We start from the raw sequence: 22,078 nt of genomic DNA on the forward strand, positions 1-22,078 counted from the left end.
ATAACAGGTGAGCCATGCAGGAAACTTTGGGAAGTTTGCGAGGTGCAAACACAAGAGTTTATGGTGCAGCTCGCCTCGTTACGCGAGTGCTTGCAAGAACGATCCGCCCTAAAAAGCCACTGCCGTTTCACGAATGGCTTCCCAAAAACATTGAGCTGGTGGACGGCCCAAGACGTGGAGAGCTTTGGAATGCAAAAGACGCTCCGTATTTGCTGGAAATCGCCGCGTGTCTGTCTGCTGATCACCCTTGCAACTATGTCTGTGTTCGCAAATCACAGCAGACCGGTGTTTCTATCCTGGGGCTTTCCTGGAGCATCTACCTGGCGGAAAACGCACCCGACAATATTCTGTACGCTGTGCCAGGCGATCAGGCGCTGAAAGAAACCAACTCCATGAAGATCATGCCTTTGATTGAGGCATGGGAGAAGCGCACATCCAAGCAGGTGATTGAACCGATTACAAGCCGCAGCGGTAAAGGTTCGACCACCTTTGAGAAGAAGTTCCCAGGTGGCGCACTGTCGCTTGCCAATGCCAATTCGGAAATGGATCTTTCCTCCAAGACGATCAAGTATGGAGTAAAAGACGAAGTTTCCAAGTGGGAAGAGACGGACAATGGCGGCGATCCTGAAGAGCTTTTCTTTGGGCGCTTTACCGCATTTCGCCGTGAGAAGTCCTATAAGATCTTTGCTCTTTCTACCCCGGAACATGATAGCGGTGATGACGATGGAGAAGGTCCGGGTCATTGCCGTATCGATCGCGATTTCAAGCGCTCAGACCAACGGTTTTGGCATATTCGCTGCCCGTCCTGTGACTTTGAGCAACGGCAGGACTGGAGCGGGTTTCAGGTAAACCGCGAGAATCCAGAGGAGAGCACTTACCTTTGTGAGGAATGTGGCCACTCCATTACAGAGGCTGAGCGCGTAGTTGCTGTTCGCAAAGGGCAGTTCATTGCTTTGAAGGCGGGCGAGGGGCGCCAGCCGGGTTTCCATGTGGATGCATTTTGCTCGCTGATGATGAGTTACGGCGATATCGCGCGGGACTTCATCAACGCGGAAAAACGAAGTGAAGCAGCCAAAAAGAACTTTACCAATCTGGTGCTCGCCAAGGCATATGCCATGCGCGGCAATGCTCCGAAACATGAACGGCTTATGGAACGGCGTGAACAGCTGGAGCGTGGGAAAATCCCGGCTGAAGGCCTGTTGTTTGTGGCCGGCGCGGATGTTCAGCATTACGGCATCTATGTGGAGGCGGTCGCCTTTGGAGATGACCGGCAAAGTTGGTGCGTGGATGCGCACTTTCTTGAAGGCTCAACGGATGACATCAAGGCGGGGGCATGGCTCAAGCTGGATGTGTTTTACAAGCAAGGCTTTAAGGACGCATGGGGCATGGAGCGCCGGCTGGACGGTTTGGCGGTTGATGCTGGTGACAGTGGTCGCATGGAGCAGGTGCTGAGTTGGTGCAGAGCAAGGCCTGACACCTATGCCATTAAAGGGCAGGGTGGGCGCGGTGTTCCTGCGATCGGTCTGCCGCAGAAGAAGTCAGTCAACAAACGAGGCAAGCGCGTAAAGGTGCGCGGTTCGCAGCTTTGGCCTGTTGGAACATGGGGCCTTAAGCACGAGTTCTTTGGCAGCTTGCATAAGTCTGGCATGGCAGCTGGCGCTGAGTGTGATCCTCCTGGTTACTGTCATTATGGGGTTTGGCTGGATGAAGAGTACTTTCTTCAAATCACCGCTGAGTACTTCGACCAGAAACTGGTGAAAGGCCGGCTGCTTGAGGAATGGAAGAAATCCCGGAAGGATAACCACTTCCTTGATTGCCGGATCTACGCCATGGCGATTGCCGAGCATTTGGGTCTGACTTCCAACACTGACAATGATTGGGCGCGGCTGCGAAAGCGGTTGGTGCCTGCAAAGGATCTGGACTTGCTCTCGCCTGAAGCTGTCAAGGCAAACCAGGCCAGCACTCCCACCAAAACATCACAGATAAAAGCAGCTCCCGCTCACGACAACGGATGGGCGGAGAGGCAGCAACGTATCAGGAAGAGGCGCGAGAAATGGCGGAACCGTTAAAAGCGCTTGGTCGGCTGCTTAACCGGGGTGGGAAACCAGCACCACCTGAGCAGGGAACAGGGCAGGTTGCAGTGCGCAGCGTCAGTCGATATCTGCGCGATACTCGCTCTAAGGTTCTGGCAACACGTCCAGCTCCGCTCACAAACAGCCGGGATGATATTCGTTTGTCCTGGCGCCGCTGTGCGGGGCTGGCGCGTGACATCATTCAAAACTCAGGGCGGCTTAAAGGCGCTGTGGATCAGGTGATTGCAGATACGGTTGGCTCCGAGCTGCTGCTTAATCCCAAACCGGACTTACACGCTGCAGGCTATGATGCGCAGGAAACTGCTGATTGGTGCCGACTAGTTAAGCAACGTTGGAAGCGGTTTGCCTGGAACCAGGCTGAATGCGACATGCGCGGTAAGTTCACCCTGCCACAGTTGGTTGATTGCTCTTTGAGAGACTACATCACCTTTGGCGAAGTGACGGGCATGCTGGACTATATGGGCAGCGCTCAGCGGGCTCGTTACGGCATTAAGGCCGGAACGAAGCTCTGCCTGTTCTCACCGCAGAAGCTGGTTCAGGACACGCTGGAACATGACCGTTTGTTTCAAGGTGTCTACCATGATGAGAATGGCCGCCCGATTTCCTATTTGATTGAAGAGGCGAGAAACGGTCAAACCGTCAAGACAAGGTATAACGCTCGCGATCTGGCTGGGCGTGCTCAGGTTTTGCATATTTTTGATCCCACCTGTGCAAGCGATGTACGTGGGATTTCCGTTTTAGCGTCTGCCTTTAGAAAGCACATCCAGCACGAAATGCTTGAAGATGCCACGCTGCAAACCGCTATTTTGCAAACCCTGTTTGCTGCTGTTTTGAAGAGTGAGTTGCCATCAGAAGAAGCGTTTGCTGCGATCGACGCGATGCAAGACACCGAAGCCGGCAAGGAGTTCAAAGACTCTTTTTCTGATTATCTCCTAAGCACCTTGGATAAATCAGCAGAAAACTCCGTTCATTTGGGCAGTGATCCTACGGTGTCACATATCGCGCCTGGAGAAGATTTCGAAATCAAGACAGCTGGAACTCCAGGTCCTCATTACCTACCGTTTTCTGGTTCGCTTGGTCGGGAAATGGCTCGGGCGATTGGGATTACCTACGGAGGTCTCACCATGGATTATTCCAATGCCACTTACTCCAGTGTCCGGATGGAAAATGCAAGCATTTGGCCGGTCGTGACCAGGCGGCGAGAGCGCATTGCTGCGCCCACCTATCAGGCTGTTTACGAAAGCTGGCTTGATGAGGAAATCGGTGAAGAGCGTATCCCGTTCAAGGGCGGGTATGAAGCCTATTCGGCTTTGCGTGAAGAAGCGTCTTGGGCCCAGTGGCAAGGACCAGCCAAACCAACGGCAGATGATGCAAAAAGCGCTAAGGCTTCCAGCACCCGTTTGGAAAATGGCACCTCATCCCTTGCCCATGAATGCTCTGAGATGGGCATAGATGAAGAGGAGTTGTTTGAGCAGCGCCTCTCCGAGCACCGGCGCTATCTCGCTGAGGGAATGCGTTCACCCTATGAGGGAGTATCTTCACAGGCAACGGCACCAAACACTGATGAAGCACAAGGAGCTGCTGATGAGTGATCAGGTCAAAATAGGTTCTGACATGGTTTCCATCAATGAGCCATGTGCTGTTGCAACGGCGCTCCGCAAAATTGAGTTGGTTGTTGCCGCTGGTGGACGCCGTGAAACCGTCCGGTTTGGACGGGATGAAGTGACCTACTCAGCTGCCAATCTGCCTGCGCTGCAAAAGCTGATTGCTCAGTACGATGCCAAATGCAGCCTAGCTGCTGGCGGCAAGCTTCGCCGCCGGGCTCGCTCAGTTCGCTGGTGCTGAACCCACCCTTTAAGGATATCCAAAATGCCGGGAATTTTACAGGACGGCGAACTCATTCTTTATGGGTTCGTTGGCGAAAACTATTGGGATGAAGGCTTTACAGCATTGGAAGTGCTAAATGCTCTTGCTCTGCATGGCCGTGATGAGCCGATCACCGCGCGGATCAACTCAGGCGGTGGCTATACCGATGAAGGTATTGCCATCTTCAATGCTCTGAAGACGCACAAGGGCAAAGTGTCTGTCATCATCGACGCAATGGCAGCTTCAGCTGCCTCCATTATTGCCATGGCTGGTGATGAGCGCACTATGCGCACCGGGGCCATGATGATGATCCATGATCCTGCTGGAGAAAAACGCGGCACAGCAGCAGAGCACGAAGCGATGGGTGAGCTGCTGCACAAGCAAGCTGATTTGCTGGCAGGCATCTACGCAGATGTAACCGGCAAGACATCCGAAGAACTACGCCAAATGATGGTTGAAGAAACCTGGATGAATGGCAGTGAAGCCCAGGCTCAAGGTTTTGCAACCGTTGATGAGGCAGCTCAGGCGGTGAGTGTGTCTGCCTTTGACTACCGCACTTACAACTGCGCGCCCGACACCCTGAAACAACTTTCCAAGACAAAAAACTGGAGCGCTGAGCCTCAGCGCTCTCCGGCGGCATCCGTCGCACAAATGACTGTCAATCAGGAGACACAGCCTATGACGACACAACCTGCGGCGGATGCCAACTCCGCCAGCTCTACTACTGACCAGACGCAGTCGAATGCTGCCGATGCGCAAACAGCCGAGCGCGAGCGCATCGGCAAAATCCTCAATTGTGAGGAAGCTGCTGGCCGCACTGAACTTGCAAAGTACCTCGCGTTTGAGACCTCAACAAGCTTTGAGGATGGCCAGAAGGTGCTTGCCAAAGCCCCTAAGGCAGAGGGAACTGAAAAGCCTGAAGGTGATACGCCAAAGACGCAGGCCAGCACTTACGAACAACAGCGCCTATCTGCGAGTTCGCAAGCATCAAATTACAGCAAACCGCCGGAAACGACTGACGATGACAAAGGGGCACGTCTGGTCAACCGAGCAAAGAGCATGTTTGGAGGTGCTAAATGAGCCATCTGGCTGGAAGTACTAACCACGGACCGTCACCCGTCGATAACCTTCATGGCGGGAATGTTAAAACTCAACCCAACACAGTTGCCGCTGGCTCTTATAAGCGCGGTCAAGTGCTTGAGTATGACAGCGCCAACAAGGTGTTTGTTGCTCTTAACGATGCGAGCAAGGCCAGTATCGTGATGCCTGTTGGCATTACGCTGGAGGCGGACAGTTCCATGGGCGTTTACATTCAAGGTGACGATTTCAACTTAAATGAAATGCACTTTGGTGACCTGGACGCTGAAGTGGTGAAACAGGCGCTGCGCGGCAACGGCATCTTGGCGCGTTACTGGCAGGTTGCTTAAGGAGATTATGCACGTGGATATTTACACCCTAAGCGATCTGATGACCGTGATCGAAACAATTTTTACGCCTAAACGGCACTTCATTGATAAGTTTTTCAAGCTTGAGTATCTCTCAGACAAAGAAGAGATCCATTTTGATAGTGTGTTCAGAGACCAAGTGTCGCTTGCGCCTTTCGTGATGCCTCTGAATGCAGGCAAACCGCAGGAGCGAGCTGGATATACGGCTAAATCATTCAAGCCTGCTTATGTGAAGCCGCTGAACATGATCAAGCCAACCGATGCTGTCACGCGTATGGCTGGTGAAAAGTTCTCTGGCGAACTTACTGCTATGGATCGGTTTGAACGCGCAGTCGCTCTCGCTCTTTACGAACAAAAAATGCAAGTTGAAGCGCGATGGGAATGGCTTGGACGTTTCGCTCTGAAAGAAGGCAAAGTCCTGATTGTGGGGGATGATTATCCCGCTCGTCTGGTGGACTTTGGCCGTGCGCCTGAAATGGTGGACTTGATCACTGATGATGATCAGAAATGGTCAAATGCCGACTATGAGCTTTTTTCTCTGTTGGAAGAAGGTTCTGCGGAAGTTGCTAAAAAGACCGGGTCTCGGGCAACAGAAGTCTACCTTGCTCCAGATGTATGGCGACATTTCAAAGTGAACAAAAGCGTGAAGGCCGAGATGGATCTCACTAAGCGCAATGATAGCACTTTGACGGCGTCCCCATCTGCGACAGATCCGGAAAATCCAGTTGAATTCAAAGGAACCGTTGGCAACTTTAACATCTATGTCGATCACAGCACTTATCGTGATGTTGATAGGACCGAAAAGCCTTATCTGGAACCCGGTGAAGTCATGCTGGTTGCACCAGTTGGCGAAAGTGGGACCTCTGGAGTTTACGGGGTTCGTGCATTTGGCACCATCATGGACAAGAAAGCTGGCCTTCAGGCGATGCCGATGTTCCCCAAAGTTTGGGAACAGGACAATCCGTCCATTGATCAGGCAATGACGCAATCAGCGCCATTGATGATCCCGGGTCGTCCCAACGGTGTGAAAGTCTGGAAAGGGGTGGTCTGATGGCAGGAGCTGGCACAGTCAAGATCGCAACTGCCCGGTTGCTGACCTCAAAAGGCGTCATTAAACCGGGCGAGCAACTGCCAACAGGTTTGAAGAAGGCTGAGCTAAGTAAACTGGATGCCTTTGGTGGGCTTGCAGAAGTTTCTCTGCCGCCTAAACCAGCGGCAACGCAGAGTGACAACTCTGGTTCTCAGAGCGGCAAGTCATCTAAGGATTCATCTACTGGTGCTGGTGCCGGTGATGGTTCTGATGGCACGAATTCTGAGGATCAGACCAGCACCGATGGTTCGGCTCAGGACTGATCATGCCTGAGCTTGATGACCTTCGGGCTGAACTCACCGAAGAGGTGGATGACGTCATGGGAGAGCCGGTTTTGCTGGCTTTCCTTGACGGTGAACAGCACAGCGATCCTACCCGCGAAAATACGGCGGTGAATGCGGTTTTGCGCTGTGGTGCGGGGCATGCGTTCAATCTTGCCAAGGGATCGAAAAAAGAGCGCACCAGCCTTTCTGCAGAGCCATCTTTCTTGGAGCTTTCCCGCTCTGACTATGGCGGACCTATGCCCAAGACCGGGGATAAGGTGCAAGCGCTTTCCCGCGCTGGCCTCCCGTGGTTTGAAGTCCTTGATGTTTCTGATCGCGGTGCCTCCCGCATTATTCTTGAACTCGGAGAAGCCTAATGTCGCTTGCCCGTATTGCATTGCGTCACTGCGCCGTAGAGGCGTTAAAAACAGCAGGAACACTAGTTGGTGCCAACATCCTTGATAGCAAGGTGGCGGCGCTTCAGGTGAGTAGTGATGGAAGTTTGCGCACCGATGAGGAAGGCCCTTTTATTGCCGTTTACACGGATGTTTCTAATTCGGGCGAGTTGGGTGGTCGCTCGCTGCGCGTAAATGGTCACCTGGATCTGGTTTTTAATTTCGGTATTACAGCTGCGATGACCCAGACCAACGAGAAGGGTGAGAGTGTTGTCGTTGGGCTGGAGGTGCCTGCAACAAGTCCCAACTTTGAGCTCTTTCTTGATGCCTTAACGCGGCAAATCAAGTTTGCTCTTCTTGATCCTCAAAACCCTTGGTCTGAGCTGCTTAAGGGATTTGCTCCAGACTTTCGAGCTTGTGAAGAGCTGCGCCATGGCAATGCCCGTGATGGGGTGCGGCTGGTGAGTGGTCAGTTGCGGCTAACCGTTGAGCTAGTTGCAGATCCTGTTCCAGGAGCAGCACTGCCTGAGGCCGGGATTTGGAGCCGGTTTCTAGCAAAGCTTGCTGAAAGTGATCCGGAACAATGTGAGCGCTTGCAAGGTTTGCTTGCCTGGAACGGTCGGGAACAGGATGACCGGCTTTCCTTCCTTCATGGGCTATCTGGCCTTGAAGCGGATGCCCTGAAACTGACCAGCGCTTCCAAGACCAATCCTTCAGCAACATTTTCCAGCGAACAACCGGAAGGCACACTCAGCGCCGGTTCCCCGTAACTTGGAGCACGCGCAATGTCGCAGGACCTGCCAGACTTAATTGCTGAACTGCATTTTGAGGTTGCCGAGATCAAACGGCGGCTTGCTTCGCGCACGCGGGAAGGGGTGATTTCTGAAGTTGATGCGGCCAAAGGCAAAGCACGGGTCAGGCTGACAGATTCAGATACTCCCATGCTTACGGGCTGGCTACCTTGGACCGAGCCGGCAAGCGGCGCCAATAAGACCCACAATCCGCCTTCGATTGGTCAGCAAGTATCACTGACCAGTGAGAGCGGTGATTTAACCGATGCCCGCATTGGGTCTGCGCTGCCAAGTGAAGACAATCCCAGACCGAGCGCAAAAGGAGACGACCATGTCCTGGCGCAGGTTGGGGCTACAAAAATTATCGTTTCAGGTGGTGGCGCTAAACTCCAGCTCAGTGTTGGGAATGCGTCCATTACCTTGGTTGATGGGCGGATGACTTTCAGCGTTGCTGGTACGTCCATCACCTTGACGCCTTCAGGCATTGAGGCCGCAGGCGATGTGGATTTGAACTCCGGCTATGTGAAGTCGGAAGGCACCACAATAGACCACACCCACATTCATTCTGGAGTGACACCTGGTCCATCTAAGACCGGGGCTCCTGTCTAATTGGAGGATACTATGGAAAAAAACCGCTACCGTGTTTTGCGTGCAGGCTTCTTGCATGGAACCTATCGCCGGGAAGGCGAGGAAATTGAGTTGTTTGAAAAACAGGCTCAAGTTGATCTTCCGCCTCTTGGTAGCCGGCTTGCAGAAGTAAACGCGAAGACCACGAAGCCGGCCCCTGCTAAAGGCAAGGCCACCTCTCGAAGAGCTGACTAGAACATGGCCGGTAAGGACTTAAGTGAGATAACGGGCGGTGAGGTCTCTGGTTGGGCTCATGTGGTCCAGTCTATCAACCGGCTGTTCTCAACTCCAAAAAACACGCGGGTTTTCTTGCGTGAGTTTGGATCTGACCTGCCAAACCTGGTGGATGTTCCCTCAAATGATGCTGGCATTCTGGCGCTGTTTGTAGCTGTCGCAACTGCTCTGGAGCAATGGGAACCAAGGTTTTCTTTAAGCTCCCTAAACGTATCACAGGCTGAACCTGGCAAGATCCTCTTGAACCTGGTTGGCATCTATTTGCCAAGAGGCCATCACGGCGACACCACGCCGGAAGGTGGAGAGCAAACCTTATCTGTGCCGATCTCTGGCCTTTAACTCCCGACATCAGGATAACACCATGAGCCGCTTTGCTGCGCTTGATCTGGCGACACTGCCGGAACCCTCCGCTGTGGTGGAACTGGACTATACTGCTTTGCTTGAAGCCCGCCTTGTGGAGCTGGACCGTCATTTGCGTGATGGCCGCTTTGAACAGGCTGAGGCTGATGAGATCATGGCACTGGCGCGCTCCATTGCAGCATCGCCCGCCCGCTATTTAAGTGAGGCAGGAGCATCGCGCGAGCTTTACATGAATGCGCGCATCAATGCGGCGGTGAAATCAGTTCTGCTTGCAACGGCAACTGGATCTGATCTTGACCATCGCGGAGCAGGGCGGGGCGTTGCCCGCTTGGTTCTGGATGACAGTGACCCTGAAAATACCATTTATGAGGATGACGAGAGTTATAGGGCACGCATTCAGCTGGTGCTGGAAAGCTACTCTCCCTATGGGCCGGAAGGCGCATACGTCTACTGGGCTTTGCAGGCCTCCGGTGATGTGTTGGACGTTGTACCTTATGGGCCTGATGACAATCTGGACCCGCCAATTCCTCCAGCTGAGCCCGTGATTTGTGTTCTTTCCAGAATTGGGGACGGGGTCGCAAGTAATGCTCTATTGGAGAGCGTTTATCGGAACCTGAAATCAGACAAGCGCAGGCCAGTGGGTGACAAGCTGACGGTTATCTCTGCGACATCTGTTCACTATGAAGTTGAAGCTGAGCTGCAAGTTGTGTCAGCTTCAACTGCTTCTATCGTTGAAGAACAAGCGCAAGCAACCTTGCAGAAGTTTATTTCAACGCGCCTTGCCATAGGTCGACCGCTCTATCGCACCACTCTTGCTGCGGCATTGAAAGTAGATGGCGTGGAGGAGGTGATCATCACCAAGCCTGCAGCTGATGTGATGGTCGGGCCTTTCGAAGCGCCTTACGCGTCTTCTGTCAAAATTACCGTCAACTCCATCACTGGAGGCTGGCGCAATGTCTGATAAGGCTCCCCGCCAAACTGTGCTGCCGCCGAACTCCGCTGATATTGCCGTGGCAATGGACCTTGTTGAAGACCGTATGTCTGGTCTTCCAGCTGAGGTTATTCGCGATTGTCTGGACCCTTTGAAAGCACCTGCAAGCCTGCTTGATCATCTGGGCTGGGAGCTTTCCGTTGATGTGTGGGACCGGGAATGGCCTGAGCAAGTCAAACGCCGTGTGCTGGCTGTCTCGAAAGAGGTGCACAAATACAAAGGCACTCCATACTCAGTTAAGACTGCACTCGCAGCTCTGGGGGTGGCAGCGCACTTGCTGGAATGGTGGCAAGAGGGCGGTTCCGGCGTTCCTGGCACGTTTGAGATTACAGCTTATGCCAATGAGCAAATCTTTGCTGATGGGCCGGTTCTGGATGCACGATTGCAAGAAAACATCCTGAGCACAATCTCAGCAACTAAGCCAAAGTCACGCGGTTTCAGCTTCCAGATTGGGGCGCAATTTGAGACGTCGCTCAGCATTGGCCTTGCAGGCCGTTCCAACGCCTTCACACAGCCCATGGGCGCAACGGTTCTTCCCGAAAGTGGAGCAACGCTGAGCGCAGGCACAATGGCGCGTAGTGTTGCCTTCCTGGCGCAAACAGTTGAGCCGGTTCTGCCGCAGATGGGGACAGTTCTTGGCTGTGCAGCAGCAGCTCGTTGCCATTCCTTCCTTTCACTTCATGGAGAGCTTTTGACATGAGCCTTAAGGCGATCAATCCAACACTTACGCGCGCTGGCATGCGATCCATCTTTGATGCCTCAGACGCTGGCCTTCATGCCAGGATCACACACCTGGCGTTTGGTGCCTCGCGCTACTCTCCAACGGGTAATGAAAACAGTCTGAAATCAGAAAAGGCCCGTGTTGAGATTGTTGGGTCTCGTTATCTGGATGATTTCCAGATGGAGATCACGGCTAAGATTGACGGAGATACCGGGTTCACTCTGGCAGAGCTGGGCGTGATGTTAGAGGACGGCACCTTGCTTGCTGTCTGGTCCGATCCTGACACGCCATTAGCTCAATACACTCCAGGCGTGCCGATTGCGTTTTCTTTTGTACTGGCGCTTGCTGCGCTTCCTCAGGGTGTCATTCAAGTAACGGGTGATGTGGATCTGCAACTCTTCTTTGGTGAAGAGTTCGCCCAACTTGGCGCGGCTTTGATTAGTGAGCAGTTGCGTAATCTCAAGCTTTCGACACGGGTGGTTGAGCTGGAAAAACAGCAATCCGTGACACTCGCACTCAGCGCAAATACCGGCCAACTTCAACATGTCGTTGAGCACCAGCAACAGCAGATTGATGACCTGTTATCCCTCATCACCAACACTGGGGCGCTGGCACTTACCAACGCCCAAAATATCTTTGAGACAAAGGAGGTCCTACAATGAGTTTGACGGGCGAAATCACCAAATTGGTTGGCAAAGCCACAGAGCTGATTGATACATTCGAAGCAAAAGAAGCTGAGATTAATCAGGAGGTTCAGGCCGCTGTAGCTGCCTTTCCTCAAACGCATAAAGTGTTTTATGTGGATGCCGTCAATGGTGACAGCAACAACTCCGGCGACCAAGAAGAGCCCTTGCTTACCATACAGGATGCGGTCGAGCGGACGCCGATCAATGGCAGCGCGAACATTAACTTGTTGTCAAACGTTATCTTGCCACCAGAGCGCTACTCTCTTCAGAACAAGAGCATTCAGATCTACGGTCATCGGGCACCAGGTGGTAAAGCAAAGCTTAAAGCCACTGTCTTTGAAAAAGATGGCTATGCCTATCTGTCTGGCTGGAATACGTTTGGTTTGAATGCTGGTTTCATGCTCCGCTTCGTCGATATTGAGTTTCCAACCTACACTGGCGAGCTTCCCGGCTTTAATCGCTATCGTTCAATTCTTGGCAATTTTTCTGGATATGTTCAGACACTTTCCCATTTTGCCATCTCAGATGCCGAGCTGATTTTCCCCAATGAAAATGGTTTTGGCTTACTTGCTTGTGCCTCTGGAACCGGGCTGGTCTTTCTCGGCAATAGCATCGTTGATGTAAACGGGAATATGTCGGGCCGATACGTGGATGGTGCCGATGCATCGAACCCATCAAACACCACTCAACTCATCACAAACATGGCAACGCTCTAAAGCGTTAGGAAGGCCTATCCATGGATACCTTTGACATCTCATATAACGGTCGGGGCTACCGGAATTTTACTGCCGAAGATGCCCTTGCTGCTGGCGTGCCGCAAGCTGATATTGATGAGGCTCAAAAAGGCACTCGCCTTAAGTCAATCAAAGACGAATGCCGCAAGCGCATTTACGAGCAGGCCAGCGCTGAGACCCAGATGAATATGGCAACGGCTGCCGCTGCCATTGCTGGCAAAGCCGCTGAGGATCGCAGCGCTGATGAAGTCACGCTTTTGAGCAGTACAAAGGCTGCGCTGGATTGGGTGGGGGTTATGCGCTCCAAATGCCTGGAACTTGCTGAAGATCCGGGCACCGATTTCACACAGGAGGCCAGCTGGCCGGAGTGCCCGCCTGAAGTGGTTGCACTGACAGAGCAGTTTTAAGCCGCTTCCCTTCCTTTTGAGTTTCATCCGTATCCGGTCCTGTGTGGCCGGTTTTTTTATGGAGAATTGAATGGCTGATGTCAGCTTTCACCATGGGGTGCGGGTCTTTGAATCTGCTGAAAATCCCATTCTTATCGAGATTGCCCAGACCTCTACCATCGCATTGATTGGCACTGCTGAAGGTGCCGATGCTGAAGCCTTCCCTTTGAATGAGCCGGTGTTGCTTTTAGGGGACCGGCGCAAGGCGGCATTGCTCGGGGACGGAAATCTGCGCGATGGCGTTGATGCGGTGTTTAAACAGGTAGGAACCTACGTGTTTGTGATCCGTGTTGCAGAAGGGGCAGATGCTGCTGCAACGCTTTCTAACGTGATCGGTGAAGCCTCCACGCTCACAGGTATCCACGCGCTCAAAAAATGCCAGTCGGCTCATGGACTGACACCGCGCCTGATTGCCATTCCTGGCTTTACTGGCAGCTTTGAAGATAAAGGCCTGCAGTCCATCAATGTGACAAATGGTGGTGCCGGTTATACCGATGCCACAACCGTTACAATTGCAGGTGATGGCACCGGGGCTGAGGCAATTGCAATGGTCTTGGATGGGGCAGTCACTGAACTGGTGATTACTAAGGCTGGTTCTGGTTACACCAATGCCACAGCCACCTTGAACGGGGATGGCAACGGGGCAACTGCGACTGTCAATATTGGGGCGGTTGGCGATCCGGTGATTGCTGAGCTTGGCGGTGTGCTGGGTGAGCTTGAGGCTATCGGCATCGTTGATGGACCTGATAGCACGGATCAAGACGCGGTGAACTTTAAGGAAGTAAATGCCCACCCGCGTATCTTCATTGTTGATCCAAAAGCTGGCGACTGGGACACGGATCTCAATGCCAACCGGTTTAAGCCATCAGCGCCGTATTTTTGCGGTGTGCAGGCAAAAACGGATCGCACGCACGGGTTCTGGTGGTCGCTCTCCAACAAAACAATCAACGGTGTTACGGCGGTGTCCCGCCCGATCGCGTATGGCTCCCAGACCGACTATCTCAATGAGCGCGGCATTGCCACCATCATCAATCATGGAGACGGCTTTAAGACCTGGGGCAACCGGCTTTCTGGCGGCGATGATCTTTGGCGGTTTATGGCTGTGCGGCGGACGGCTGATTTCATCAATGGCGCTATCCGTGAGGGCTACATAGAGTTTGTCGACAAGCCGTTCTCCAAGGCCAACCTGAGGTTCATGGTTGAGAGCGGGAATGCCTTCATGGCCAAGCTGAAGGCTGAAGGTGCGATCCTGGGCGGTAAGGTCTGGCTGGACATGGAGCGCAACACCAATGAAGCCATGGCAGGCGGCAAAATCACGCTGGCCGTGGATTTTGAGCCGCCAGCCCCCATGGAAGATATCCGCTTCATCGCTCACCGCAACATCACCTATTACACTGAGCTGTTGAACGGTGTTCTGACCACCTCCGTTTAAGGAAACCCCATGAAAGAGACACCGCAATACATCTTGCGCAACTGCACCATTTTCGTGGATCGCGATTCCAAAGTGGGCAACGCAAGTGAAATCACCATTCCAAAGCTCACGGTGAAAACTGAGAGCATGCGCAATGCCGGCATGATCAAAGAGCGCGATGTGGTTCTTGGCTATGAGAAGCTGGAAATGAGCTTCAAAATGACAGCCTTTGACCCTGAGACTTTGAAGCTCTTCGGGCTGGCAGCTGGTGTTGAAAAGGATTTTCTCGCCGCTGGGGCGTTTGCTGATGAGGACGGCACCACTCATAGCGCCACCTGTTATATGCGCGGCTTCCTGCGTGAAGTCGATGCCGGAGGCTGGAAGCCAGGTGATAAATCAGAGACGGATTATCAGGTCTCGGTCCACTCAATGAAACTGGAAATCGACGGTGCCCAGATTGTTGAGATGGATGATTTCGACGTGAAGATTGGCGGTGTGTCGCAATATGACAGCATCCGCAGTGCACTCCAGCTTTAAGAGACCGACATGGATCAGATCACCGTAAAACTGCAATCGCCTGTCGAGCATGATGGGCGGACCTATAACGAACTTACGTTTCGCGAGCCAACGGTTGCGGACATGATTCAGGCAGAGAAGTTTGAAAAGGACACTCTGGAAAGCAACGCTGTGTTGTTGGCAGCTCTTGCCGATGTGAGCCTGCCTGTCATCAAGCGTCTGAAGCTTTATGATTACAACGCGTGCGACATGCAAACGGTTCCGCTGTTTCTTCCTCCTGATAAGCGACCGGGTGAGGGTGAAGACCCAAACGCGGAAGCGGTGACGGAACAAGCTTAAGCTGGCTACAGGTGGCGGCAGAGATTGCCGCTCACCTATCCACGCCGCTCAGCCATGTGGAACAGCTGTCACCGCAAAAAGCCATCGACTATTTCTATGAAGCCCAGAGGATCAAGCGGGAAGCTTTTGAGACCTCCCGGCGATAATTAAAGCAAACTGGAGCATGCCATGCGCAAGATTGAAACCCAATTGAACTTGCGTGTGGTCTCCAATATGACCCGCGAGTTTCAAAAGACCACGGGTGCGAGTGCGCAGGCCGCAAAGAAGTTTGCCGAGCCATGGGTGCGAGAGGTGAAAACCCTCAACAACAAAATGAACCAGCTCGGGGACTTCAGGAAACTGGAAGGCCAGCTGGACAGCCTGAAGAATAAAACCAAAGCAGCTTATGATATGCTCTCCGGCCGGCGCGAGCAGCTGGCAGGACTGAACAATCAGGCCAAATTGCTGGCCGGATCTTATGAGGCAGCAAGTGATCGGGTGATGCAGCTTGCCGACCGTATGCAGCGTCTGAAGGCTGAACAAGCTGAAACCAGCAAACAGCTGGCGAGCAATCAAGCAGCGCGAAAGGCTCTGGAAGAGCAGATGCGCGCAGCCAAGAAAGCTAAGGAACCGATTGATGGCCTGAAGACTGCTATTGCTGAACTGAAGGCAGAAGAGCAGGGCCTGAAAGCAACACGGACTGCACAGAAAGAGCAGCTGACTGCACTTAACGCCGAAACCAAAGAGGCCGGGCAGGAAGCTAAAACTCTTTCCAAGCAGCTTGCCAGCACAACGCGTGAGGCGAAAAAAGTTGGTCGGGCTTTTGACCAGGCTGAAGAGGGAGCTGAAAAGCTCTCACGAGAAACCAGGAAGGCTTCTAAGTCTCTTGTCGATATGAAGACCGGCATGCGTTCAGCTGGTATGAACGTAAAAGACCTGACAGCTGAAGAGCGCAAGCTGGCCGCTGCTATAGATAACACCAGTGAAGCGATCGATGCACAAAATGCCAAGCTCTCTCAGCAAAAGAAAGCGACACAGGTGCGGGACCAGAAACAGCAGGTCATGAAAGGCAAGGCTGTTAAGGCAGCGGCTGTAGGAGCTGGCGGTGCTGCAGCTTTCTATGGTGGCCAAAGAGCTTTGCGGGCTTGGTACAATCCGGTTGATGTTGCGATTGATGTGGAAGACGCTTTTGCGGGTGTGAAAGCCAAAACCACCTTTGAAAATGAGGAGGAAGAGAAGAAATTCAAGCAGGCGACGATTGATAAGTCGACGCAGATTGCCATGCCCCTGACAGAGCTGTTTGCCTTGCAGGAAGAGGGCAGTGGAGCTGGCATTGCCAAGGAGGATTTAATGCGTTTTACCGAGCTTGCTGGTAAAACAGGTGTGGCATTTGATCTAGATGGCGGATTGACCGGTAAAGTTCTGGCAAAGACGAAAACTGCTTTAGGCACGGATCTTGACGGACTGACGGACTATGTGGATGCAGTGAACCACCTTTCCAATAAGACATCATCCCAAGCTCCTGACCTGCTCAATTACTTTTCTCGAGTCGCTGGTAGATTTGAGAAAGCAGGCTTTACCCAAAATCAAACGCTAGCACTTGGCTCGTCCATGATAGCCAGTAACTTTGCGCCGGAAGTTGTTGCTACCACATTTAAGAATGTGATCAATACTCTGACCGGTGCCGATACCTTAAGCAAAGATAAGCGGGAGGCCTTTGATGAAATCGGCATGGACCCTGTCCAGGTTGCCAAGGATATGCAGGTTGACGCTTTTGGTACTTTGGTCAAGGTGGTTGAAAAGCTGGGAGGCGTGGAAGAATACCGTCGTCTGGCGATTGAAAATAAGTTGTTTGGTCAGGAAGCGGCTGCTTTTGGAGGCTTGACTGCGAATGTCCAGCTACTGAAAGACACCTACAAGCTCGTGAAGAATGATGGCCAGTATGATCCCAATAACGACTATGCAGGTTACAAAGGATCGGCGGAAGCTGAGTTTAAATCTCGCTCAGCGACAAGCAAAAACGAACTGCAGCTTCTTTCCAATGAGATGTATGCGCTGAAAGCGGAATTCGGTGAAACCATGCTGCCTGTTGTTCGGGCGGTCTCCAAGAGTATCCGTGAGTTCCTCGCCCCATTGCGTGACTGGGTGAGAGAAAACCCGGATCAGGCCAAGCTTGCAGGCACCATTGCAGCTGTTGTGGCCGGGTTGATTGCAGTTGGTGGAGCCCTGACCACTCTTGTTGCAACGGCAACGATTGCTGCCATTGGGCTTAAGTCGGCGCGTAGCAAGCTCACTGGGCATAGGGGTAGTGTTTTACTGGGCGATCTGGCCATGGCTGGAGGGGCAAGCCTGAAAGACGGGCGGCCCCCTGATGCTACAAAAAAGGGGGCTTCTTCAGAAGGGGAAGAGAGTGTTTTAGATTCTGCGAATGATTTTATTGGCAAGGTCGGTGTGGCTGCAATGATTGTAGCTACAGCAAAAGCGCAACGTGATATTGCTGAATTTGCGGCGGAAAAGATTGATGTTGGGGTGGGAAAGGTATTTCCTGCTCACGCGAAAGCCGGTCTTCAAGCTGACCTGTTCCAGGAAAAAGTTGAAGAGTACTGGAAGGGGCGGGATGATTGGTTGCAACGCTATAATCCGCTGGCAGAAACGCCAAAAGAGCTGACTGCAATACGTGATCAGATCTATGGCCCCCGAGAAACCAAAAACAAGAGTGCCTTCACCGGAGACCTTGCGACAGCTAAGGAAAAACTGGCGTTCGTTGACGACAAGATTGCCAAGGTGAAAGGGACGCCTCAGGAGGCTTCCCAGCTTATGACCCTGAACCGTATGCGCGAGCAGCTGACACAAACAATTGCCAAGCTTGAAAAAGATCTGCGGGCCTCGCAGATCGCGCCGGCCCTGCAACAAAAAGTAGACCAGATTAAAGCGGTAATGGTGCCAGCAAACGCCCCCAGAGCAAAGCCATTGCCAGCTTTTGCAAGAGGTGGTGTCACAGGCCGTGGTCCGGCGCTCGTTGGAGAAAACGGACCGGAATACATCTGGACCGAGAGGGGCCAATATGTCTCCAATAACAACCAACTGAAACAAATCAGAGCACTTGCGGCATCTGCTGCGATTGCAATGCCCATTGGCTTGTCTTTACCGCAACCGCCTGCTCCAGCTGCCTTGTTCACTCCGCCAACTACTCAGCAGCAAGGGGCTGTCAGTACAGCTCGTAGTGCACCGCTTGTGGGTGAGCTTCATGTGCATGTGTCTGGTGGAAGTGGCAGAGACGCTCGCTCATTGGGCAAGGATGTAGGGCGAGAGAGCGTTAAAGCTCTTCGCCAGTATCATTCTGATGGTGGCATGTAATCTTACAAACTTATGGAGTGGCTATGGCTGGACCAATTCCCATGGCGCTGGGGCCGTTTTTGTTTCATGCGCACGGCTTTGGCTATACAGAGCTGGAACGGACACTGGAAACCCGGTGGGCCACGCAGGAAACTGCCGGGCGTATGCATGCCCAGCAATGGACGGGCCCCGGCTCTGAAACCATCCGCATCAATGGAGTCCTGTTTCCGCAAGAATTCGGCGGGCAAACAACGCTTGACGGTGTGCGTCTTGCTGCCAGGCAGGGTGTGCCGTTGATGTTGGTGTCTATTGGTGGGCGGGTATTTGGATCTCACACCATACAAGGGGTTGAAGAAGCTCAAAGCCTTCACAACCGGATCGGTACACCGGGGCAAAATGAATACACCATCGAGCTGCTGGCCTACCCAAGCAGTTTTTTTAATGTGATTGGAGCTGTCGCTTCGATCTTTTAACTCAACTCACGGAGCACACATGGCGGAACTGATTGAGGTGGACATGGAGCGCCCTCTGGACCTGATCTGCTCGCAGTATTACGGCCATACCAGAGGCAGCGTTGAAGCGGTATTGAAGGCAAACACCCACCTTGTGGGGCTCACACCTATTGTACCGCGTGGAACCAGGATCTCTATGCCGGTTTTAAGCGGTAATGAGACAACCACGCTGAAGCTCTGGGATTAGACAATGCGGCCAATCGTAAAAGTCTCTATCGACGGCAAACCCGTTTCAGGGCTGTTCCTGGAGCGCTTGATTTCCATCCGTGTGGTGGACCGTGAAGGTACGCGATCAGATACCGTTGATCTGGAACTGGAGGATGGTCCTCCCTTTGTCGCCCTGCCAAAGCCGAAAGCTAAGATCAAGGTTTGGATGGGGTACGCCACCAGTGGTCTGGTGTACAAAGGCGAATATACGGCCAGCGAAATTGAGGTGCAGTGCCTGCCGTATCTCCTCAATGTGCCAGGACAAGGCGCGGATGTAACGGAAGACCTGAAGACCCAGAAAGAACGCCATTTTGACAATAAGTCCGTCAAAGACATTGTGAAGCAGATAGCTGGTGAGCACGGACTAAAGCCTGTCATTGATGATGCAGTTGCTGCCCACGTTTATGAGTGGCTCGGTCAGCAAAGTGAATCGGACATGCACTTGCTTGAACGGCTTGCGCGTCGCCATGGTGCGCTGTTTGCTATCAAAGATGGCCGGCTGGTTTTTGCCGAAAAAGGAACCGGTAAAAGTGCGAGTGGAAAGGAACTTCCTGTTCAAACTATCTCGCAAACCCAGATCATTGAAGGGTCGTGCCGCGTGCGGTTTGGAGATCGTGGCCGGTACAAGACGATTAAGGCGTACTATCAGGACCCGAACAAAGCTCGCCGTGTTGGTGTTGAGGCACAGGGCGATAAGAACGGGAAAGGCACCTACAAGATCCGTGAGACCTTCAGTTCTGAAGGCGAGGCAAGAGAGGCTGCTAAGGCACGTGCCAAAGAGCTGCTGCGCGGTGAGGTGACCACAACAGTTTCAATTGAGGGCAGACCTGATTTTCTGGCCGGGCAACCGTTCACCTATGCCGGTGTGCGTCCTGGTGTAGACGGGTTGGAGTTTATCGCAGAAGGCGTCACCCACAGTTACTCCAAAGGCGGTGGATTACTGACCGAAATTGAAGGCAAGGCTAAAGCGAGAAGCGACACTGCTTGACCGGCAAAGAATAGCATTCTCAGGCTACCAGGTTTGAATAAACAGCTTTAGCTTTCAGGAAAACCAACCGTAGTTGATGCCAATCAGAATTAGGATCACGATGGAAAGGCCGATAGAGGCGATTGCCAGTTTATCTTGCGTTGACATGATTGTGCTCCTATATTGTAAGCCAAGTAGACCCTCTGTGTCAGAGAGGGCCTACCGGCTTCAGGTTACCAGTGGTGTATGATGTTCACTAAGAGCATCAGGGCCACGATAATCTGAAGGAGAATTGCGAGAAGCTGTAACTTCATATGCTTTTCTCCTTTGTGGCGGGGATGGCCAATCCATCCCCATCACCACACTCTCCTTATACTGCATTTTGCAGAGACATTCAGCTCCTGGTTGCGCATTTCGCAACTCATCCACCCGCCCTCCGAGGCGGGTTTTTTATTGGAGTAATTCCCGTGAACATCACTGAACTAGAGAGCGTGGAGGGCTTTGCCGCCTTCTGCGAGGGCCTCAACCTGCGCCATTTCTCGCCTCGCGAGCTGCTGAGCAAGGGGAAAGCGCATGAAACACCCCGGCATTCTGGTTACGGCCTCAACGCAGATCCGCCTGCGGAGCTCTGGCCCAACATTATCCCCGCCATCACCATGGCTGATAGAATGAGAGAACACTTCGGACGCCCGGTTATCATTCTCTCTGCCTACCGCTCTGCGGCCTACAACGCGGCCATTGGCGGAGCTTCCCGCAGCCAGCACCTGAAGTTTGCCGCGCTGGATCTGAGCTGCCCGGGCATCACCCCGCGAGCTTGTTTTGACTGGCTCAGCATCCAGCGCGATCGCGGCGTGTTTGTCGGTGGCCTCGGCCTTTACCGCAGTTTCATCCATGTGGACGGACGTGGCACCAACGCCACCTGGGACAATACCTGACGGCCACACCTCACTCATAAAAGGAACCTCTTTGATGCAACGGATCATTTCCCTTGCAATGGGCCTGTGCGCCCTTTGCTTTGCCGCCCTGAGCTTTGCCAGCACTGCGCTGGCTGCTGATGAGGGCAGTTACACCATCGACCTTGCGCCACTGGCAGAGGCTGTAATGCCCACGCTCATCGCTCTGCTGGGGGCGCTTGTCTCGGCAGCTCTGGCATGGGCGGCGCGATTGCTGCATCGATACCTGGGTGTATCGCTGGATGAACGCCACCGCAAAACTCTGGAGGAGATTGTCGTTTCCAAACTGCGGCAGATGCTGACAGATGCCTATGAGGGCAACCGGGCCTCCATGCGCATCCACTCCCGGTCCCAGCTCGTGGCCGAGGTTGCGGGCTACGCCACCAGAAAAGCCCCCGATGCCATTCGTCATTTCAAGCTGCAGCCGGATGATCTGGCCGAATTTGTCTCTGGACGCGTGGGGCCCAGAACCTTGCAGAAAATCCAGCAGGGCGATCGCGCGACCGGGCAGGGCAGCACATGAGCCAGCTGCTGCGTGTCTTACTCAAAGCCATGGTTGAGGCGCTGTTCAGCCGTCTTGACCAAAAGCGTGCGCAAAACCGCACCGATCGGCTCAATAAGACGGAGGAGCATCATGACTTTGAGCAGCGGGCCAGAGAGGCAGAGGCTGCGGCCAATCGCGAGCTGCTGGATGATAGCCCTGATGATGTGCCTGAGCGCCTGCGCAAGCACGGGCTCTGATCCGCCCCCGCCAACACAGCCCGCTGGGTATGACTGGCGCTTTCCCACTCCAACGCTCCACCCCTACAGCCTGACGTACTCCGTCGCTGTGGCTCAGGAGCTGGAAACCCTGCCGCGGCACGCAAAGCTGCGACAGATCACAGCGCATTATCAGGTCCTGCGACGGGCTGTGTGCGTCATCGACACATGGCAGCAACCGGCCTGCCAAACCTTAAGAGGTCACCATGAAACATCTTCTGACAGCAGTGCTGTGCCTGACGATCTGGGCGGGCGCGGAGCAGGGACTGGCCAAGAGCCGGACGCTGCCCGGGCCCTACACCGCCAGGACAATTAAAGTCATTGATGCCGATACGCTGCGCGTGTTTGTGGAGGTCT

28 protein-coding genes are annotated in these 22,078 nt (G+C 53.4%); all 28 read left to right on the forward strand.

The genetic code is table 11. From position 1 onward, the window contains the following. The first annotated feature begins 14 nt into the window (after positions 1 to 14). The 28 genes from PsW64_RS11630 (at position 15) to PsW64_RS27600 (ending at position 22,037) form a co-directional block, all read left to right on the forward strand. Entirely contained in the window at positions 15 to 2,069 is a 2,055-nt protein-coding gene (locus PsW64_RS11630; protein ID WP_063303704.1) for a terminase gpA endonuclease subunit, read from the forward strand. Then, positions 2,054 to 3,685, forward strand: coding sequence for a phage portal protein (locus tag PsW64_RS11635; protein WP_063303705.1), 1,632 nt, complete (start codon positions 2,054 to 2,056; stop codon positions 3,683 to 3,685). The genes PsW64_RS11630 and PsW64_RS11635 overlap by 16 nt, the downstream gene beginning before the upstream one ends. Next, entirely contained in the window at positions 3,678 to 3,938 is a 261-nt protein-coding gene (locus PsW64_RS11640) for a hypothetical protein (RefSeq protein WP_153040889.1), read from the forward strand. Before PsW64_RS11635 ends, PsW64_RS11640 begins: the two co-directional genes overlap by 8 nt. Positions 3,939 to 3,962: 24 nt before the next feature. Continuing rightward, positions 3,963 to 5,039 (forward strand): head maturation protease, ClpP-related, encoded by a 1,077-nt coding sequence (locus tag PsW64_RS11645; RefSeq protein ID WP_063303707.1) that lies wholly within the window; start codon positions 3,963 to 3,965, stop codon positions 5,037 to 5,039. Continuing rightward, positions 5,036 to 5,386 (forward strand): hypothetical protein, encoded by a 351-nt coding sequence (locus PsW64_RS11650; RefSeq protein ID WP_063303708.1) that lies wholly within the window; start codon positions 5,036 to 5,038, stop codon positions 5,384 to 5,386. The genes PsW64_RS11645 and PsW64_RS11650 overlap by 4 nt, the downstream gene beginning before the upstream one ends. Positions 5,387 to 5,399: 13 nt before the next feature. After that, positions 5,400 to 6,455: a major capsid protein gene (locus PsW64_RS11655; RefSeq protein ID WP_193757789.1), complete on the forward strand. Its 1,056-nt coding sequence runs from the start codon at positions 5,400 to 5,402 to the stop codon at positions 6,453 to 6,455. Next, positions 6,455 to 6,757 (forward strand): hypothetical protein, encoded by a 303-nt coding sequence (locus PsW64_RS11660; RefSeq protein WP_063288263.1) that lies wholly within the window; start codon positions 6,455 to 6,457, stop codon positions 6,755 to 6,757. The genes PsW64_RS11655 and PsW64_RS11660 overlap by 1 nt, the downstream gene beginning before the upstream one ends. A gap of 2 nt (positions 6,758 to 6,759) precedes the next feature. Next, positions 6,760 to 7,134 carry a hypothetical protein gene (locus PsW64_RS11665; protein ID WP_063303710.1) on the forward strand — a complete coding sequence of 125 codons (375 nt, stop codon included), beginning with the start codon at positions 6,760 to 6,762 and terminating at the stop codon, positions 7,132 to 7,134. After that, positions 7,134 to 7,922, forward strand: a complete 789-nt coding sequence (locus PsW64_RS11670; protein ID WP_063303711.1) for a hypothetical protein — start codon at positions 7,134 to 7,136, stop codon at positions 7,920 to 7,922. Before PsW64_RS11665 ends, PsW64_RS11670 begins: the two co-directional genes overlap by 1 nt. 15 nt (positions 7,923 to 7,937) lie before the next feature. Beyond that, the gene (locus tag PsW64_RS11675; RefSeq protein ID WP_063303712.1) at positions 7,938 to 8,552 is read left to right on the forward strand and encodes a phage baseplate assembly protein V; all 615 of its coding nucleotides are present in this window, start codon (positions 7,938 to 7,940) and stop codon (positions 8,550 to 8,552) included. A gap of 12 nt (positions 8,553 to 8,564) precedes the next feature. Further along, complete coding sequence (locus PsW64_RS11680) at positions 8,565 to 8,765, forward strand: hypothetical protein (RefSeq protein WP_063303713.1); 201 nt, start codon at positions 8,565 to 8,567, stop codon at positions 8,763 to 8,765. 3 nt (positions 8,766 to 8,768) lie between these two features. Further along, entirely contained in the window at positions 8,769 to 9,143 is a 375-nt protein-coding gene (locus PsW64_RS11685) for a GPW/gp25 family protein (protein WP_063303714.1), read from the forward strand. A 22-nt stretch (positions 9,144 to 9,165) separates the two neighbouring features. Continuing rightward, entirely contained in the window at positions 9,166 to 10,125 is a 960-nt protein-coding gene (locus PsW64_RS11690) for a baseplate assembly protein (RefSeq protein ID WP_063303715.1), read from the forward strand. Further along, the gene (locus PsW64_RS11695; protein ID WP_063303716.1) at positions 10,118 to 10,855 is read left to right on the forward strand and encodes a phage tail protein I; all 738 of its coding nucleotides are present in this window, start codon (positions 10,118 to 10,120) and stop codon (positions 10,853 to 10,855) included. Before PsW64_RS11690 ends, PsW64_RS11695 begins: the two co-directional genes overlap by 8 nt. Further along, complete coding sequence (locus PsW64_RS11700) at positions 10,852 to 11,538, forward strand: phage tail-collar fiber domain-containing protein (RefSeq protein ID WP_063303717.1); 687 nt, start codon at positions 10,852 to 10,854, stop codon at positions 11,536 to 11,538. Before PsW64_RS11695 ends, PsW64_RS11700 begins: the two co-directional genes overlap by 4 nt. Further along, complete coding sequence (locus tag PsW64_RS11705) at positions 11,535 to 12,278, forward strand: hypothetical protein (RefSeq protein ID WP_063303718.1); 744 nt, start codon at positions 11,535 to 11,537, stop codon at positions 12,276 to 12,278. The genes PsW64_RS11700 and PsW64_RS11705 overlap by 4 nt, the downstream gene beginning before the upstream one ends. A gap of 20 nt (positions 12,279 to 12,298) precedes the next feature. Next, positions 12,299 to 12,703: a hypothetical protein gene (locus tag PsW64_RS11710; RefSeq protein ID WP_063303719.1), complete on the forward strand. Its 405-nt coding sequence runs from the start codon at positions 12,299 to 12,301 to the stop codon at positions 12,701 to 12,703. A 70-nt stretch (positions 12,704 to 12,773) separates the two neighbouring features. Continuing rightward, positions 12,774 to 14,174 (forward strand): phage tail sheath C-terminal domain-containing protein, encoded by a 1,401-nt coding sequence (locus PsW64_RS11715; protein ID WP_063303720.1) that lies wholly within the window; start codon positions 12,774 to 12,776, stop codon positions 14,172 to 14,174. Between the two features lie 9 nt (positions 14,175 to 14,183). After that, positions 14,184 to 14,690, forward strand: a complete 507-nt coding sequence (locus PsW64_RS11720; RefSeq protein WP_063303721.1) for a phage major tail tube protein — start codon at positions 14,184 to 14,186, stop codon at positions 14,688 to 14,690. A 9-nt stretch (positions 14,691 to 14,699) separates the two neighbouring features. Further along, positions 14,700 to 15,008, forward strand: a complete 309-nt coding sequence (locus tag PsW64_RS11725) for a phage tail assembly protein (protein WP_063303722.1) — start codon at positions 14,700 to 14,702, stop codon at positions 15,006 to 15,008. A gap of 168 nt (positions 15,009 to 15,176) precedes the next feature. After that, entirely contained in the window at positions 15,177 to 18,344 is a 3,168-nt protein-coding gene (locus tag PsW64_RS11730; RefSeq protein WP_063303723.1) for a phage tail tape measure protein, read from the forward strand. 23 nt (positions 18,345 to 18,367) lie between these two features. Continuing rightward, positions 18,368 to 18,796 (forward strand): phage tail protein, encoded by a 429-nt coding sequence (locus tag PsW64_RS11735; RefSeq protein WP_057466123.1) that lies wholly within the window; start codon positions 18,368 to 18,370, stop codon positions 18,794 to 18,796. Between the two features lie 19 nt (positions 18,797 to 18,815). Beyond that, on the forward strand, positions 18,816 to 19,022 hold the full coding sequence (locus tag PsW64_RS11740) for a tail protein X (RefSeq protein WP_206599555.1): 207 nt from the start codon (positions 18,816 to 18,818) through the stop codon (positions 19,020 to 19,022). Between the two features lie 3 nt (positions 19,023 to 19,025). Beyond that, positions 19,026 to 20,030, forward strand: coding sequence for a phage late control D family protein (locus PsW64_RS11745; protein WP_063303724.1), 1,005 nt, complete (start codon positions 19,026 to 19,028; stop codon positions 20,028 to 20,030). Positions 20,031 to 20,677: 647 nt separating this feature from the next. Next, positions 20,678 to 20,944, forward strand: coding sequence for a D-Ala-D-Ala carboxypeptidase family metallohydrolase (locus PsW64_RS28435; RefSeq protein WP_446737468.1), 267 nt, complete (start codon positions 20,678 to 20,680; stop codon positions 20,942 to 20,944). Between the two features lie 34 nt (positions 20,945 to 20,978). After that, positions 20,979 to 21,485 carry a hypothetical protein gene (locus tag PsW64_RS11755; protein WP_063303726.1) on the forward strand — a complete coding sequence of 169 codons (507 nt, stop codon included), beginning with the start codon at positions 20,979 to 20,981 and terminating at the stop codon, positions 21,483 to 21,485. Next, positions 21,482 to 21,703, forward strand: coding sequence for a hypothetical protein (locus PsW64_RS11760; RefSeq protein ID WP_063303727.1), 222 nt, complete (start codon positions 21,482 to 21,484; stop codon positions 21,701 to 21,703). The genes PsW64_RS11755 and PsW64_RS11760 overlap by 4 nt, the downstream gene beginning before the upstream one ends. Beyond that, positions 21,666 to 22,037 (forward strand): hypothetical protein, encoded by a 372-nt coding sequence (locus PsW64_RS27600; RefSeq protein ID WP_193757791.1) that lies wholly within the window; start codon positions 21,666 to 21,668, stop codon positions 22,035 to 22,037. The genes PsW64_RS11760 and PsW64_RS27600 overlap by 38 nt, the downstream gene beginning before the upstream one ends. The last annotated feature ends 41 nt before the right edge of the window (positions 22,038 to 22,078 follow it).

The organism is Pseudovibrio sp. W64, assembly GCF_001623145.1.
In the GTDB taxonomy this organism is placed as follows: Bacteria; Pseudomonadota; Alphaproteobacteria; order Rhizobiales; family Stappiaceae; genus Pseudovibrio.

Excerpts from the sequence above, each read along its gene's own strand:
- PsW64_RS11630 (WP_063303704.1), top strand. The coding sequence starts at position 15 with ATGCAGGAAACTTTGGGAAGTTTGCGAGGTGCAAACACAAGAGTTTAT.
- PsW64_RS11635 (WP_063303705.1), top strand. The coding sequence starts at position 2,054 with ATGGCGGAACCGTTAAAAGCGCTTGGTCGGCTGCTTAACCGGGGTGGG.
- PsW64_RS11640 (WP_153040889.1), top strand. The coding sequence starts at position 3,678 with ATGAGTGATCAGGTCAAAATAGGTTCTGACATGGTTTCCATCAATGAG.
- PsW64_RS11645 (WP_063303707.1), top strand. The coding sequence starts at position 3,963 with ATGCCGGGAATTTTACAGGACGGCGAACTCATTCTTTATGGGTTCGTT.
- PsW64_RS11650 (WP_063303708.1), top strand. The coding sequence starts at position 5,036 with ATGAGCCATCTGGCTGGAAGTACTAACCACGGACCGTCACCCGTCGAT.
- PsW64_RS11660 (WP_063288263.1), top strand. The coding sequence starts at position 6,455 with ATGGCAGGAGCTGGCACAGTCAAGATCGCAACTGCCCGGTTGCTGACC.
- PsW64_RS11665 (WP_063303710.1), top strand. The coding sequence starts at position 6,760 with ATGCCTGAGCTTGATGACCTTCGGGCTGAACTCACCGAAGAGGTGGAT.
- PsW64_RS11670 (WP_063303711.1), top strand. The coding sequence starts at position 7,134 with ATGTCGCTTGCCCGTATTGCATTGCGTCACTGCGCCGTAGAGGCGTTA.
- PsW64_RS11675 (WP_063303712.1), top strand. The coding sequence starts at position 7,938 with ATGTCGCAGGACCTGCCAGACTTAATTGCTGAACTGCATTTTGAGGTT.
- PsW64_RS11680 (WP_063303713.1), top strand. The coding sequence starts at position 8,565 with ATGGAAAAAAACCGCTACCGTGTTTTGCGTGCAGGCTTCTTGCATGGA.
- PsW64_RS11685 (WP_063303714.1), top strand. The coding sequence starts at position 8,769 with ATGGCCGGTAAGGACTTAAGTGAGATAACGGGCGGTGAGGTCTCTGGT.
- PsW64_RS11690 (WP_063303715.1), top strand. The coding sequence starts at position 9,166 with ATGAGCCGCTTTGCTGCGCTTGATCTGGCGACACTGCCGGAACCCTCC.
- PsW64_RS11695 (WP_063303716.1), top strand. The coding sequence starts at position 10,118 with ATGTCTGATAAGGCTCCCCGCCAAACTGTGCTGCCGCCGAACTCCGCT.
- PsW64_RS11700 (WP_063303717.1), top strand. The coding sequence starts at position 10,852 with ATGAGCCTTAAGGCGATCAATCCAACACTTACGCGCGCTGGCATGCGA.
- PsW64_RS11705 (WP_063303718.1), top strand. The coding sequence starts at position 11,535 with ATGAGTTTGACGGGCGAAATCACCAAATTGGTTGGCAAAGCCACAGAG.
- PsW64_RS11710 (WP_063303719.1), top strand. The coding sequence starts at position 12,299 with ATGGATACCTTTGACATCTCATATAACGGTCGGGGCTACCGGAATTTT.
- PsW64_RS11715 (WP_063303720.1), top strand. The coding sequence starts at position 12,774 with ATGGCTGATGTCAGCTTTCACCATGGGGTGCGGGTCTTTGAATCTGCT.
- PsW64_RS11720 (WP_063303721.1), top strand. The coding sequence starts at position 14,184 with ATGAAAGAGACACCGCAATACATCTTGCGCAACTGCACCATTTTCGTG.
- PsW64_RS11725 (WP_063303722.1), top strand. The coding sequence starts at position 14,700 with ATGGATCAGATCACCGTAAAACTGCAATCGCCTGTCGAGCATGATGGG.
- PsW64_RS11730 (WP_063303723.1), top strand. The coding sequence starts at position 15,177 with ATGCGCAAGATTGAAACCCAATTGAACTTGCGTGTGGTCTCCAATATG.
- PsW64_RS11735 (WP_057466123.1), top strand. The coding sequence starts at position 18,368 with ATGGCTGGACCAATTCCCATGGCGCTGGGGCCGTTTTTGTTTCATGCG.
- PsW64_RS11740 (WP_206599555.1), top strand. The coding sequence starts at position 18,816 with ATGGCGGAACTGATTGAGGTGGACATGGAGCGCCCTCTGGACCTGATC.
- PsW64_RS11745 (WP_063303724.1), top strand. The coding sequence starts at position 19,026 with ATGCGGCCAATCGTAAAAGTCTCTATCGACGGCAAACCCGTTTCAGGG.
- PsW64_RS28435 (WP_446737468.1), top strand. The coding sequence starts at position 20,678 with ATGAGAGAACACTTCGGACGCCCGGTTATCATTCTCTCTGCCTACCGC.
- PsW64_RS11755 (WP_063303726.1), top strand. The coding sequence starts at position 20,979 with ATGCAACGGATCATTTCCCTTGCAATGGGCCTGTGCGCCCTTTGCTTT.
- PsW64_RS11760 (WP_063303727.1), top strand. The coding sequence starts at position 21,482 with ATGAGCCAGCTGCTGCGTGTCTTACTCAAAGCCATGGTTGAGGCGCTG.
- PsW64_RS27600 (WP_193757791.1), top strand. The coding sequence starts at position 21,666 with ATGATGTGCCTGAGCGCCTGCGCAAGCACGGGCTCTGATCCGCCCCCG.